General features: G+C 40.1%; 14 protein-coding genes. 12 read left to right on the top strand and 2 right to left on the bottom strand.

Annotated elements, in window-relative coordinates:
• Window positions 1–39 precede the first annotated feature (39 nt).
• Window positions 40–456, bottom strand: a complete 417-nt coding sequence (locus U735_RS0119580) for an HYC_CC_PP family protein (protein WP_031445437.1) — start codon at window positions 454–456, stop codon at window positions 40–42.
• A gap of 161 nt (window positions 457–617) precedes the next feature.
• On the opposite strand from U735_RS0119580, the gene U735_RS0119585 reads away from it, so the two are divergent.
• The 7 genes from U735_RS0119585 (at window position 618) to rodA (ending at window position 8,351) form a co-directional block, all read left to right on the top strand.
• Window positions 618–1,070, top strand: coding sequence for a GAF domain-containing protein (locus tag U735_RS0119585; RefSeq protein WP_031445438.1), 453 nt, complete (start codon window positions 618–620; stop codon window positions 1,068–1,070).
• Window positions 1,071–1,163: 93 nt separating this feature from the next.
• Window positions 1,164–2,696, top strand: a complete 1,533-nt coding sequence (purH, locus tag U735_RS0119590) for a bifunctional phosphoribosylaminoimidazolecarboxamide formyltransferase/IMP cyclohydrolase (protein WP_031445439.1) — start codon at window positions 1,164–1,166, stop codon at window positions 2,694–2,696.
• Window positions 2,697–2,751: 55 nt separating this feature from the next.
• Window positions 2,752–3,780, top strand: a complete 1,029-nt coding sequence (locus tag U735_RS0119595; protein WP_031445440.1) for a rod shape-determining protein — start codon at window positions 2,752–2,754, stop codon at window positions 3,778–3,780.
• A gap of 115 nt (window positions 3,781–3,895) precedes the next feature.
• A complete protein-coding gene (mreC, locus tag U735_RS0119600) occupies window positions 3,896–4,717 on the top strand; it encodes a rod shape-determining protein MreC (RefSeq protein ID WP_031445441.1) in 822 nt (273 codons plus the stop codon).
• Entirely contained in the window at window positions 4,704–5,213 is a 510-nt protein-coding gene (mreD, locus tag U735_RS0119605) for a rod shape-determining protein MreD (protein ID WP_031445442.1), read from the top strand. The genes mreC and mreD overlap by 14 nt, the downstream gene beginning before the upstream one ends.
• A complete protein-coding gene (locus U735_RS0119610; protein WP_031445443.1) occupies window positions 5,210–7,078 on the top strand; it encodes a peptidoglycan D,D-transpeptidase FtsI family protein in 1,869 nt (622 codons plus the stop codon). The genes mreD and U735_RS0119610 overlap by 4 nt, the downstream gene beginning before the upstream one ends.
• On the top strand, window positions 7,068–8,351 hold the full coding sequence (gene rodA / locus U735_RS0119615) for a rod shape-determining protein RodA (RefSeq protein ID WP_031445444.1): 1,284 nt from the start codon (window positions 7,068–7,070) through the stop codon (window positions 8,349–8,351). Before U735_RS0119610 ends, rodA begins: the two co-directional genes overlap by 11 nt.
• On the opposite strand, the gene U735_RS0119620 is transcribed toward rodA, so the two are convergent.
• A complete protein-coding gene (locus tag U735_RS0119620) occupies window positions 8,348–9,160 on the bottom strand; it encodes a DNA/RNA non-specific endonuclease (protein ID WP_031445445.1) in 813 nt (270 codons plus the stop codon). The two genes, rodA and U735_RS0119620, sit on opposite strands and share 4 nt — an antisense overlap.
• Window positions 9,161–9,351: 191 nt before the next feature.
• Between U735_RS0119620 and msrB the strand changes: the two genes are divergently transcribed.
• The 5 genes from msrB (at window position 9,352) to U735_RS0119650 (ending at window position 12,693) form a co-directional block, all read left to right on the top strand.
• Window positions 9,352–9,816, top strand: coding sequence for a peptide-methionine (R)-S-oxide reductase MsrB (gene msrB, locus U735_RS0119625; RefSeq protein ID WP_031445446.1), 465 nt, complete (start codon window positions 9,352–9,354; stop codon window positions 9,814–9,816).
• Window positions 9,806–10,357: a peptide-methionine (S)-S-oxide reductase MsrA gene (gene msrA, locus U735_RS0119630; protein WP_031445447.1), complete on the top strand. Its 552-nt coding sequence runs from the start codon at window positions 9,806–9,808 to the stop codon at window positions 10,355–10,357. The genes msrB and msrA overlap by 11 nt, the downstream gene beginning before the upstream one ends.
• Before the next feature lie 179 nt (window positions 10,358–10,536).
• On the top strand, window positions 10,537–10,833 hold the full coding sequence (locus U735_RS0119640) for a GNAT family N-acetyltransferase (RefSeq protein ID WP_227021031.1): 297 nt from the start codon (window positions 10,537–10,539) through the stop codon (window positions 10,831–10,833).
• 7 nt (window positions 10,834–10,840) lie between these two features.
• Window positions 10,841–12,409 (top strand): protein adenylyltransferase SelO, encoded by a 1,569-nt coding sequence (locus tag U735_RS0119645; RefSeq protein WP_031445449.1) that lies wholly within the window; start codon window positions 10,841–10,843, stop codon window positions 12,407–12,409.
• A gap of 32 nt (window positions 12,410–12,441) precedes the next feature.
• Window positions 12,442–12,693, top strand: a complete 252-nt coding sequence (locus tag U735_RS0119650; RefSeq protein WP_031445450.1) for a hypothetical protein — start codon at window positions 12,442–12,444, stop codon at window positions 12,691–12,693.
• Window positions 12,694–12,830 lie beyond the last annotated feature (137 nt).

A 12,830-nucleotide genomic window follows, 5' to 3' on the forward strand; every position in this document is an offset into this window, starting at 1 on the left:
ACACAAAATGGAAAACCGAGGTCACTACCAATAAAAAAATCAAATGAGAAAAACTTGGTCCAAGACATGGATATCTTTTACCAGTATGGGCGGTGGATAATCGGCATGGGGAACATAGCGCTGCTCCCTTGGCTGAAATAAGTTTAAATAATAGGAAGTAATGGCCACCAATAAATACTGTTGACCCAAACTAAGGTCATCATAGGAAATACTTAATTCGTCCTGTCCCTGAACCGAAATAATTTCATCACTACAGCAACTATTGGAATCTTTATTAAGGGCTACATTATCTTTTGACAAAGGCCTTTCCATCCCGCATGTGTCCGCTTCATGAAAGAAAGCAATATCAACCAAGTAGCCAAAGCAAAAATGCTTCTCCACGGTCCAGGAAACGGTGGAGACCAGCATAAAAAATGCCATTAACAGGGCCAATATTTTATGGATCATTACTTTCATCAAGGCAAAAATAATCAAAAGTTACAACTCTATATTTTCCTTCTACAACATTAACTAAAATTTAGGGCAAAAATTGTCCAGATCAACAACAGATCATAAGTTTCAATAGCTTATGGTCCAAAGGCTTTATAAATAGCCCTATTTTTGCAAAAAATTATCACATGCTTAGCACACTAAGACCAAAAGTTTCGGGAATTATAAACAGTACCCAAAATAGTACAACCGAAAAAATGCAGGCCATTTGCGAATTGTTAAAAGAGAATGTCCCCCATTACGATTGGGTAGGGTTCTATTTCAGAAACGGGGATAAGGAAGAGCTTAAACTGGGTCCATATGCCGGGGAACCTACAGACCACACCATAATTCCTTTTGGCAAAGGAATTTGCGGACAGGTAGCAGTCTCCAACCAAAACTTTGTAGTTCCGGATGTAAAGGCCCAGGACAACTATATAGCATGTAGTATAACCGTTAAGGCGGAAATAGTAATTCCGCTATTTTTAAAAGGTGTAAATATTGGCCAAATCGACATAGATTCCAACACTCCGGACCCATTTTCCGAAGAGGACGAGCGCTTTTTGGAATTCGTAAACCAAGAGGTGTCAAAAATTCTTTAAAACTTTAGGGCGATTGTTAATAAACGTGCTGATTTTTAAGCACAAAAAAATTACTTTTGTGTCCTTATAATCCATAACAACAATCACAACAAAATGAGTACCACTAAAAAAGCTTCCTCAGCCTTAATATCTGTTTTTCATAAAGATGGCCTAGAACCATTGGTAAAAAAGTTTAATGAATTGGGAATTACCATCTATTCTACAGGCGGCACCGAAACATTCATTAAGGATTTAGGGATTGATGTAGTACCCGTGGAGGACGTTACAAGCTATCCGTCCATATTGGGCGGTAGGGTTAAAACATTGCACCCAAAGGTATTTGGTGGTATTTTGAACCGTCAGGACAATAAAAGTGATCAGGAACAATTGAAGGAATTTGAAATTCCCCAATTGGATATAGTCATTGTAGACCTCTATCCTTTTGAAAAAACTGTTGCCAGTGGAGCTTCAGAACAGGATATTATTGAAAAAATAGATATAGGCGGTATCTCTTTAATACGTGCGGCCGCCAAGAATTACAAGGATACACTCTGCGTTTCCTCTATGAACGATTATGACGAAGTTCTGGAAATGATTACCAAAGGAAATGGCAGCACTACTTTGGAAGACCGCAGACGTTTTGCTACAAAATCTTTCAATGTGTCATCACATTACGATTCTGCCATCTTTAACTATTTCAACAAGAACCATGAAGAGGCCGCGTTTAAATTAAGTGAAACCAACGGACAGGTGTTGCGCTATGGAGAAAATCCCCATCAAAAAGGATTTTTCTTTGGTGATTTCGAAGCAATGTTCAACAAACTTCACGGAAAGGAACTTTCCTATAACAATTTATTGGATGTGGATGCCGCGGTTAACCTTATCCAGGAATTCAAGAACGATGCCCCCACCTTCGCCATATTAAAACACAATAATGCCTGTGGTCTTGCAACCAGGCCTACAATTCACCAGGCCTATGTTGATGCTTTGGCTGGAGATCCGGTTTCGGCTTTTGGCGGAATATTGATCAGCAATGTTGAAATAGACAAACCAACGGCCGAAGAAATACACAATCTGTTTTGCGAAGTAGTGATTGCCCCTAGCTATACCCCAGTGGCCCTTGACATCTTAAAAGGGAAGAAAAACAGAATCATTTTGGTACAGAATGAGGTTGACCTTCCAAAAATGACGGTTAGAACTTGTTTGAATGGCGTTTTAGTGCAGGAAAAAGATGAAAAGACCGACAAAATTGCCGACCTTACCAATGCTACCAATAAAAAACCTACGGATAGGGAACTGGAAGATCTAATCTTTGCTTCAAAATTGTGTAAACACACCAAGAGTAACACTATTGTTCTTGCTAAAAACAAACAATTGTGCGCCAGTGGAACAGGCCAAACTTCTCGTGTAGATGCCCTAAACCAAGCTATCCACAAAGCCCAGTCCTTCAATTTTGATCTAAATGGAGCGGTATTGGCCAGTGATGCCTTCTTTCCTTTCCCGGATTGTGTAGAAATTGCGCATAAAAGTGGAGTAACCAGCGTTATACAGCCTGGAGGTTCCATCAAGGATCAACTTAGTATCGATTATTGTAATGAAAATGGAATTGCAATGGTAATGACTGGCACACGTCATTTTAAACATTAATTTTATTACTTTTAACGATCAAACTGACATTTAAACCGAAATATAACAACATATAATGGGATTCTTTGATTTCTTAACCGAGGAGATTGCAATAGACTTAGGTACTGCCAACACCCTCATCATTCACAACGACAAAGTGGTGGTAGACAGTCCATCTATTGTAGCCAGGGACAGAATAAGTGGCAAAATCATTGCCGTTGGCAAGGAAGCCAATATGATGCAAGGAAAGACCCATGAAAATATAAAGACCATCCGTCCCTTAAAGGATGGGGTTATTGCCGATTTTGATGCCTCTGAAAAGATGATCAATATGTTCATCAAGAACATACCTGCGCTAAAGAAAAAGTGGTTTCCACCGGCCTTGAGAATGGTTATCTGCATCCCTTCGGGAATTACAGAGGTTGAAATGCGTGCCGTTAAGGAATCCGCTGAACGTGTTAACGGTAAAGAGGTCTACCTTATTCATGAGCCTATGGCGGCTGCCATAGGTATCGGCTTGGATATAATACAACCCAAAGGGAACATGATCGTTGACATAGGGGGTGGTACAACTGAAATTGCAGTAATTGCCCTGGGCGGAATTGTTTGCGACAAATCGGTCAAGATTGCAGGAGACGTTTTCACAAACGACATTATCTATTACATGCGTACGCAACATAACCTTTATGTTGGGGAAAGTACAGCAGAGAACATAAAAATTACCATTGGTTCGGCTACCGAAGATCTACAGACCCCTCCGGACGAAATGTCCGTTCAAGGAAGGGATCTACTAACCGGTAAACCAAAACAAGTATCCATATCATACCGGGAAATAGCCAAGGCCTTGGATAAATCCATACTAAGGGTAGAAGATGCCGTTATGGAAACCCTATCGCAAACCCCTCCGGAACTGGCAGCGGATATCTATAATACAGGTATTTATTTGGCCGGTGGCGGATCCATGTTAAGGGGACTTGACAGGCGTTTGTCCCAAAAAACCGATCTACCGGTATATATAGCCGAAGATCCTCTTAGGGCAGTAGTAAGGGGTACCGGTATTGCTTTAAAAAACTTGGAGCGATATAAGAGTATTTTAATTAAATAGTTTATTTACCCCCTACAATCAGCACTACCTTTTTAAAAGGTTACGAATAGCAAACAGGCTTTAATTCCTTATTGGGCAGTTGCCCAAATAAGGTTTTACAAAACAATTTAAGTGAATGCGGCAGATTATCAACTTTATATTAAGATATAAAAATTTCTTGCTCTATCTTTTCTTGTTGATCATATCCTTGGCGCTTACCGTACAATCCCATTCCTATCACCGTTCCAAATACTTTAATTCCTCGAACTGGTTAACAGGAAATATCTATGAGACCACAAGCAATATAACCACCTATTTTGGCCTTGGAGAGGAGAATAAAAAATTAGTAGAGGAAAATAAGCGATTGCGGAAGCTTCTTTTTAACCAAAAAAAGGAAGATTCCATGAAATTGGACACGACCAATATTACTTACAGAGTGGTAGCTTCCCAAGTAATAAAGAACAGTTATAGCCTGCCAAGAAACTATATTACGATCAAGAAAGGAAGTGCAGATGGGATAAAACCCGATATGGGCGTAATAACCGCCAATGGCATCCTTGGAATAGTAGAAAATACGTCTAAAAATTTTGCCACGGTACAGAGTATTTTGAATACCAAATCCAGGATCAACGCAAAAATTAAGAACACCAACCATTACGGTTCATTGGTTTGGGATACCAAGGACTATAACACCGTACAACTTGCCGACGTTGAAAGATTGGTACCTGTAAAAATTGGGGACACCATAGTTACGGGTGCCAGTTCCAGTATCTTCCCGGAAAACATACCCATAGGAGTCATCAAGAATTTTGATCTCAACAATTCACAAAGCTCATATAGTATAGACATTAAGCTCTTTAACAACATGGCCGCAGTCAGGAGCATTTATATCATAGAAAACGTTCAACGGGAGGAAATAATAGAATTAGAAGCCAAGACCAATAATGATTCGCAATAGCTACTTTATTAACATAATTAGATTTGTACTATTAATTTTGGTACAGGTATTGGTTTTTAATAAGCTCAATTTTTTTGGATATATAAACCCTATGGTGTATATTCTATTTCTCTATTGGTATCCCATTAAGGAAAAAAGACAATTGTTCCTACTGTTAAGTTTTCTCCTGGGTTTCTTAATAGATTTATTTTCGGACACCGTTGCCATTCATGCAGCAGCCACCGTTACCATTGCCTATTTAAGACCAACCATAATGCGCTTTTGTTTTGGGGTAAATTACGAATTTCAAAATTTTAAACTAACCAACACAACTAGGGCACAACAAATTACATTTTTAACGTTATTAATTATAATACACCATTTAGTTTTCTTTACCCTGGAAATTTTCAGTTTTGAAAATACACTGTTAATTTTGAGGAAAGTATTGGCTATCAGTATTGCCACCTTAATATTGTGTTTACTATTAAATTCACTTTTTAGTGTTAAAAAAGAATGAGAAAAATCCTTTTGTCCTCCATTATATTACTGGTTGGAATAACTTTTATCGGCAGATTGTCCTATCTCCAGATATTTAGTTTTTCCCCCAATCAGATATTGGAAGATCCGGCGATAAAAGCAGTTTATGATTATCCGGAAAGGGGTTATATATACGATAGAAACGGAAAACTTCTGGTGGCAAACCAACCGGCCTATGACGTAATGGTCATTCCAAGGGAGGTAAAGCCATTGGACACCCTAGAATTTTGCAAGCTATTGGGAATTGACAAAGATAGGTTTGTGTCCCAACTAAGAAAAGCCAGGGTCTATTCCCCTAGACTTCCCTCTGTTTTGGTACCTCAGCTATCCAAAGAGGACTACGGAAGGCTTCAGGAAAAAATGAGGAGATTTGAAGGGTTCTACATTCAAAAAAGATCACTTAGATATTACGACACCAATAGTGGCGCCAACGTTTTGGGATACATCAGCGAAGTCAACGAATGGGATCTGGAAAGAAACCCGTCCTACGCTGCGGGAGAATTAAAGGGAACTACAGGCATTGAAAAGGAATACGAGACCATCCTAAGGGGACGAAAAGGCGTAAAATACATACAAAAAGACCGGTTTAATAGAGATATTGGCCCCTATAAGACCGGCACACTGGATACACTCCCAGAGCAGGGAAAACAAATAACCGTTACCATAGACAAAATTCTACAGGAATACGGCGAAAAGTTGATGACAGGGAAACATGGGGGAATAGTAGCTCTAGAACCGGCCTCCGGTGAGATATTGGCCTTAATTTCAGGACCAACATACGACCCGGCACTATTGGTAGGCAGGGAAAGATCAAGGAACTACAGCAAATTGCATTATGATACCATTTCAAAGCCCACATTTGACCGTTCCATCTTGGCCTCTCAATCCCCTGGATCGCCATTTAAGACCATAAACGCCCTTGTTGCCCTACAAGAAGGTGCCATTACTCCCGAAACTACTTTTCATTGCTACAACGGTTTCTACGTAGGCAAAAGAAAAAGAGGCTGCCATTGCGGAGGAGGAACACGAAATTTAAATTCTGGCATATACCTATCATGTAATGCCTATTTTGCAGGGGCTTTCCGCAAAATCTATGACCAATTTCCAACTTCTGCAGAAGGTATGGATGCATGGGAAAAACATGTAAAAAGTTTTGGATTGGGAACCTTTTTGGGATATGACCTCCCCACGGGTAGACCGGGACGAATACCCAACAAGGAATATTACAACCGAATTTATGGAGAAAATAGATGGTCGTCCTCCACTATAATATCCAATTCCATAGGGCAAGGAGAGGTAGAGGTTACCCCTATTCAACTGGCCAATATGACCGCTGCCATCGCCAATAGAGGACATTATTTTACCCCACATGTGCTTAAAAAAATAGGGGGCGACGCTATCAGTATCCCAGAATTCACAGAGGCCAAACATACTTCTATTGATAAGAAATATTTTGAACCTGTTGTACAGGGAATGGCCGAAGTATACAAAAAAGGTACGGCCGCAAGGCTCCAAATAGAGGGAATAGAAATTGCTGGCAAAACAGGAACGGTAGAAAACTTCACAAGAATCAATGGGGAACGCACCCAACTAACGGACAACTCTGTTTTTGTTGCCTTTGCACCCGTGGACAATCCAAAAATAGCCATAGCCGTGTACATTGAGAACGGATACTTTGGATCGCGGTATGCGGGTCACATTGCTTCCCTTATGATTGAAAAATATCTAAAGGGGGAAATAACGAGGGTAGACTTGGAAAAAAGAATGCTTGAAAAAACATTGGAAGAAGAATATGCGAAGCCCTATAGCGGACAACCCTTTAAAATAAATGAGCGTGTCTGGTAAAAGTGTCCTTAAGCGCTTGGATTGGTTTAGCGTTCTAATTTACATTGCCCTAGTTTTTATTGGTTGGATAAATATTTATTCCAGTACCTTTACCGACGACAACCCCTCCATATTCAATTTTTCCTCATTACATGGAAAACAATTGTTTTTTATAGGAACAAGTGCGCTCTCCATTATTATTATCCTGGCTTTGGAAGCCAATTTTTACGAACGATTTTCCAGTCTGTTCTACATTATATCCATAGTATTGCTCTTGGGCCTTTTTATATTTGGCAAGACCATTGCCGGGGCGACCTCTTGGTACGACCTCGGTTTTTTTAACCTTCAACCCTCTGAATTTGCCAAAGTTGCGACCGCACTTGCCCTGGCAAAATATTTAAGTGACATACAGACAGATATAAAGCGGCAGAAAGATCAATTGATTGCAATTTTAATTATTTTGATTCCCGCATTCTTGATCATTCCCCAGCCAGATCCAGGAAGTGCCCTTGTCTTTTTTGCCTTGATCTTTGTAATTTTTAGGGAAGGCCTTCCCCTATACTATCTCGGAATAGGGTTTATGGTAATTCTTATATTTATCTTGACGCTGATGTTCGGTACTATTTGGGTAGCCATAATCCTTGGACTTTTATTGGCGCTGTTCCTATTGTTAAAAAAGCCTTCCTTCAAGGTACCTATAATACCGGTTGCCCTTATCTATGTGGCTATTGTTCTATTCTCCCTTTCAGTCAATTTTGTATTTAATTCCGTTTTTGAACAAAGGCATAGGGATCGTTTCAGTCTTTGGCTTCGATTGGAAAAGGACCCCAAGAAATTGGAAGAGATTCGTAAGGACATAGGCTATAATACCTATCAATCTGAAAAAGCCATTGAATCCGGCGGCCTATCGGGCAAAGGATTTTTAGAGGGAACGCGCACCAAAGGCGATTTTGTCCCCGAACAACATACAGATTACATTTTTAGCACCGTAGGCGAGGAATGGGGATTTATGGGTACTGCCACTGTGGTAATTCTTTTCACAACATTACTATTACGACTGGTCTACCTATCCGAACGCCAAAAAAATGACTTTAGCCGTATGTACGGTTATGGGGTCATCTCCATATTGTTTGTACACTATTTCATAAATATTGGTATGGTTACAGGGGTTTTGCCCACCATTGGAATACCCCTGCCTTTTTTTAGTTATGGAGGTTCCGGATTGTTATTTTTTACTGCACTATTGTTCATTTTCCTAAAATTGGATGCCAATAGACTAAACGAACTGACTTAAAATCTCCAACCGCTGGTATTTAAACCAGCCTCCAAAAAATCCTCTTGTTCATCGGGCAAATCGGTAAAGAAATCTATCCCCGTCATTTTTTCAAGAGAATCCACAGGAACCGCAAATTGATACAATTTTGCGCTACTCTCCTTATTGGGAAAGAGAAACCCTATAATCTTTAGATTATCCCCCTGTCCTTTGGCCACGATCTTATAAAAATATTTTGGAACGGCCACATCCTCCTCCCCTATACTGGGCAACCCCCTTTCCAAAACTCCCGCAGTTACAACAAATAATGGACCATCCTTCTTGGCCCAATACCTCACCTGCTGCTCCAACCTATTCCAGACTCCTGCGTTAAATTCCCTATCCTGTGGAGTAATATTGCTCGTGTAAAAAGTTTCGTTATAGGCATTTTTGGAGAATCTGCGATCCCCGGCCGGACATAAATGCCCCCTATCATATCCCGAGCCTTTGTAGTTCCTCCAATCTGCCGATCTACTACTCACCTTAGGATCCTCAAGAAAAAGTGGTCTTTTCCTATCATCATAGGTTAAGTGCGATTTCTCCAATACATAGGCCACCCACTCCGCCTGTTCATAACCTTCATTATAGGACAGGGCAAAATGGGCATGCTGTACTATTTCACCAGTGGTGGAACTAGGCCATAGCCATTGCGGAATTTCCGTCCTATCTCCCTCTCCTTCAGGCAAGGAATAAGGGGCGGGCGTATAAAAATTATCGAATATCCAAAATAGGACCACACAAACCAGCAACAGGGTGGTATAAATTATCCTATTTTTCCTATATTTATTCATAGTGTAAATATAGATTAAAACTACCATTCGGGAATTTCCATAGGTGTAAGTATTGGTCTTTTTGTACGACCAATTTTGTGCATAAAAATGTTGATGGACCAATCATTTCAACACTCCCAATGCCACTAAAGACAAATATTTTATACAATACCGATTACTATATAAACAATAAAAAAGAAAGGAAAATATACATGTTAACTTGGAAAGATATTATTAATTATAGTGTTAAGGGAAACCCACTGCCCGATAAAAGAGTGGAAAAAACAGAAGAGGAATGGCAAGACCTACTAACTCCGGAACAATTTAGGATTACAAGAAACAAGGGAACCGAAGCACCACATAGCGGTGCGCTTTGCAGTAGCCATGAGGCGGGGAAATATAGTTGTATATGTTGTGAAACCCCCTTATTCGATTCCACCATAAAATTTAATTCGGGCACGGGCTGGCCAAGTTTTACACAGCCTATAAAAGAAAACGCCATTAAATACCACAAGGACACTTCTTTTGGTATGCTAAGGGTAGAAGTAATGTGCAATACCTGTGATGCCCATTTGGGGCATGTGTTTCCGGACGGACCAGAACCCAGTGGCTTGCGTTATTGTATTAATTCAGAATCTATGAAAATAGTTAAAGAAAGGGTATCAGATGAGCAGTAAAAAATTAGAGATCGCTACCGTAGGAGGTGGATGCTTTTGGTGCGTTGAAGCCATTTTCCAGGAAGTGCGTGGTGTACAAAAGGTAATTTCGGGATATACCGGCGGAAATGCGCCGGGCAAGCCTACCTATAGGGAAGTATGTTCCGGCCTAACTGGCCATGCGGAAGTGGTACAAATAACCTATGACGCCAATATCATCTCCTATGAGGACATCTTGGTCATTTTTATGACCACCCATGACCCTACCACCTTAAATAGACAGGGAGCAGATATAGGGACTCAATACAGATCTGTAATATACTATCATAACGACTCCCAAAAAGAAATTGCCGGGTTGGTCCTAAAGGAAGTGGCGCCATATTACGAGCAGGCCATTGTTACGGAAATAAGTCCTTTGGAAACTTTTTATGAGGCCGAAGAATATCATCAGGATTATTATAGAAATAATCAGTCGCAGGGCTACTGTAGCGCCGTTATTTCCCCAAAAATAAGCAAGCTTAGAAAAATGCATGCCGATAAAATTAAAAGAACAAAAGTTTAGGCACACCAACTATTGGCATAGCCTATTTTGGGAATAATTACAAGGGCATCATATAGGAGATAAGGTAAGGCCAATAATTAATCGTGGCCCGTTCCATATTTATCCAATACAGCGGGCATTCTAAAACAATTCCGCTTAATTTGGAAATTACAATCATCAAAATTTATAGGGAGTATTGAATGCAAAATAACATTAACACAGATAATTTGACCGTAGTGCACGAAAAAGATAACAATAGATTTACCATGGCTATTAATGGCGAAATTGCCAAGGTGGTATACCAGTTACGGGATCATAAAATGTATTTGACCTATTCCGAGGTACCCTTTAAACTTAGGGGCAAAGGATATGGCAAGGAACTAGTGGAGCGCAGCTTTGAGCAGTTGACCAAAGAAGGATATAAGGCAGTAGCGGTATGCTCATATATAAAGGCTGTTGCCAGAAGAAGTGAAAAATGGAACTCGATAATTGAATAAACATCTTATGAACCTTAACATTAAGGATACCTTTAATACTGAACTCCCTGCCGACCCTGTCCGCGAAAATACAAGAAGACAGGTCATGCAGGCATGCTATTCCTATGTAAAACCAAAATCGACTGCAAACCCTAGTTTGATCCATGCCTCCAATGAATTGGCCGAAGATCTGGGGCTGACCCAAGACGATCTAAGGTCCGAGGAGTTCATTAGTATTTTTAGTGGAAACTCGGTAGTACCTGGCACCAATCCTTATGCCATGTGCTACGGTGGTCACCAATTTGGTAATTGGGCCGGACAGCTGGGAGATGGCCGTGCCATTAATTTATTCGAAGTTAACCACAATAATAATCAATGGGCGCTACAACTTAAGGGCGCAGGGGAAACCCCTTATTCCAGAACCGCCGACGGACTGGCGGTATTGCGTTCCTCTATTAGGGAATACCTTTGCAGCGAAGCTATGTATCACTTGGGAGTACCCACTACAAGAGCACTATCACTAGTACTTACAGGAGACCAAGTACTAAGGGATGTACTATATAATGGCAATCCTGAATACGAAAAGGGAGCCGTGGTTTGCAGGGTGGCACCCTCTTTTATACGCTTTGGAAATTTTGAAATTCTTGCGGCCAGACAGGATAAAAAAACCTTAAGAACACTCACGGATTACACCATAAGGCATTTCTTTCCTAGTATAAAGGAGGGTAGCAAGGAAGCTTATCTCCAATTTTTTAAGGAGGTTACCAACAACACCCTTGATATGATCATCCACTGGCAACGCGTAGGTTTTGTGCATGGGGTAATGAATACAGATAATATGTCAATTCTTGGTCTCACTATAGATTACGGCCCCTATGGATGGCTGGAAGGTTACGAAGATGGTTGGACCCCCAATACCACAGACCGGCAGTATAAGCGCTATAGATATGGGAATCAAATAAACATTGGCCTATGGAACCTTTATCAATTGGCAAATGCCCTTTTCCCCTTAATAGAGGATGCCAAAGCGCTTGAAGGAATATTAACGGAATACCGTAATAATTATTCCACAAAATATCTCTCGATGATGAAATCTAAAATTGGGCTTTTCAATAATGATGAAAATGACGCAGAGCTTTTGGGCAGATTGGAAGACAACTTACAATTGACCGAAACGGATATGACCATATTTTTTAGAAATCTAAACCGTATTACAATAGATAGTTCTACAAATGAAGACTTTTTGAACCCAGTGATGGATGCCTTTTACGTAAAAGAAGAAGTCAAGGGCGATATCTTGAAAAAATGGAAGTTATGGTTTACCAAATACGTAGATAGATTACAAAAGGAAAATATAAGCGACCGGCAGAGAGCGGAAAAAATGAACGAAGTAAACCCAAAATATGTCCTGAGAAATTACATGGCTCAACTGGCCATAGATGCTGCGGACAAAGGGGACTACTCCCTCTTGGATGAATTTTTCCAATTATTAAAAAATCCGTATCAAGAGCAAAAGCAAGCAGAAAAATGGTTTGTTAAGCGACCGGAATGGGCCAGGCACAAAGTAGGATGTTCCATGCTGTCCTGTAGCTCATAGACTAAGAACACCATTAACGCCTTGGAAATAATATGCTCTTAAAATATATAAAAGCCATTCCATTGGGCTACTCTATCGTCCTGTTCCAAAGCAAAAAATATGCCCTTACCCGAACAGATTTCAATGAAGGAAGGAGTACCAAAGTCTATGCAGAGGAGTTGGGCGGCAAAGATTTCATCAGTTTTAACTTTTATATTTCGGAAAAGGGTGAGCAGTTAAAGCCCTGTGAAATGCCGGCCGAAAAGGTGATCTATTTTTTAACCAATTACCACTTATTGCAATAAGTAACAAGATAGAAAATTCATAAAAAAAGAAGCTGTCTCATTAATAGAGGCAGCTTTTTTTTTTTGGATCATTCTTTGAAATAGCTTGATTATCTTGTATAAATGCTAGGTTTTTGCTACATTACTGTTGCAATATT

The sequence above is a fragment of the Arenibacter algicola genome (assembly GCF_000733925.1).
GTDB classification, from domain to species: Bacteria; Bacteroidota; Bacteroidia; order Flavobacteriales; family Flavobacteriaceae; genus Arenibacter; species Arenibacter algicola.

Bases quoted from the DNA above. Each gene is read 5' to 3' on its own strand.
- U735_RS0119610 (WP_031445443.1), top strand. From the start codon at position 5,210: ATGAGAAAAATCCTTTTGTCCTCCATTATATTACTGGTTGGAATAACT.
- purH (WP_031445439.1), top strand. From the start codon at position 1,164: ATGAGTACCACTAAAAAAGCTTCCTCAGCCTTAATATCTGTTTTTCAT.
- U735_RS0119650 (WP_031445450.1), top strand. From the start codon at position 12,442: ATGCTCTTAAAATATATAAAAGCCATTCCATTGGGCTACTCTATCGTC.
- mreC (WP_031445441.1), top strand. From the start codon at position 3,896: ATGCGGCAGATTATCAACTTTATATTAAGATATAAAAATTTCTTGCTC.
- U735_RS0119580 (WP_031445437.1), bottom strand. From the start codon at position 456: ATGAAAGTAATGATCCATAAAATATTGGCCCTGTTAATGGCATTTTTT.
- U735_RS0119640 (WP_227021031.1), top strand. From the start codon at position 10,537: ATGCAAAATAACATTAACACAGATAATTTGACCGTAGTGCACGAAAAA.
- U735_RS0119595 (WP_031445440.1), top strand. From the start codon at position 2,752: ATGGGATTCTTTGATTTCTTAACCGAGGAGATTGCAATAGACTTAGGT.
- U735_RS0119620 (WP_031445445.1), bottom strand. From the start codon at position 9,160: ATGAATAAATATAGGAAAAATAGGATAATTTATACCACCCTGTTGCTG.
- U735_RS0119645 (WP_031445449.1), top strand. From the start codon at position 10,841: ATGAACCTTAACATTAAGGATACCTTTAATACTGAACTCCCTGCCGAC.
- mreD (WP_031445442.1), top strand. From the start codon at position 4,704: ATGATTCGCAATAGCTACTTTATTAACATAATTAGATTTGTACTATTA.
- msrB (WP_031445446.1), top strand. From the start codon at position 9,352: ATGTTAACTTGGAAAGATATTATTAATTATAGTGTTAAGGGAAACCCA.
- U735_RS0119585 (WP_031445438.1), top strand. From the start codon at position 618: ATGCTTAGCACACTAAGACCAAAAGTTTCGGGAATTATAAACAGTACC.
- msrA (WP_031445447.1), top strand. From the start codon at position 9,806: ATGAGCAGTAAAAAATTAGAGATCGCTACCGTAGGAGGTGGATGCTTT.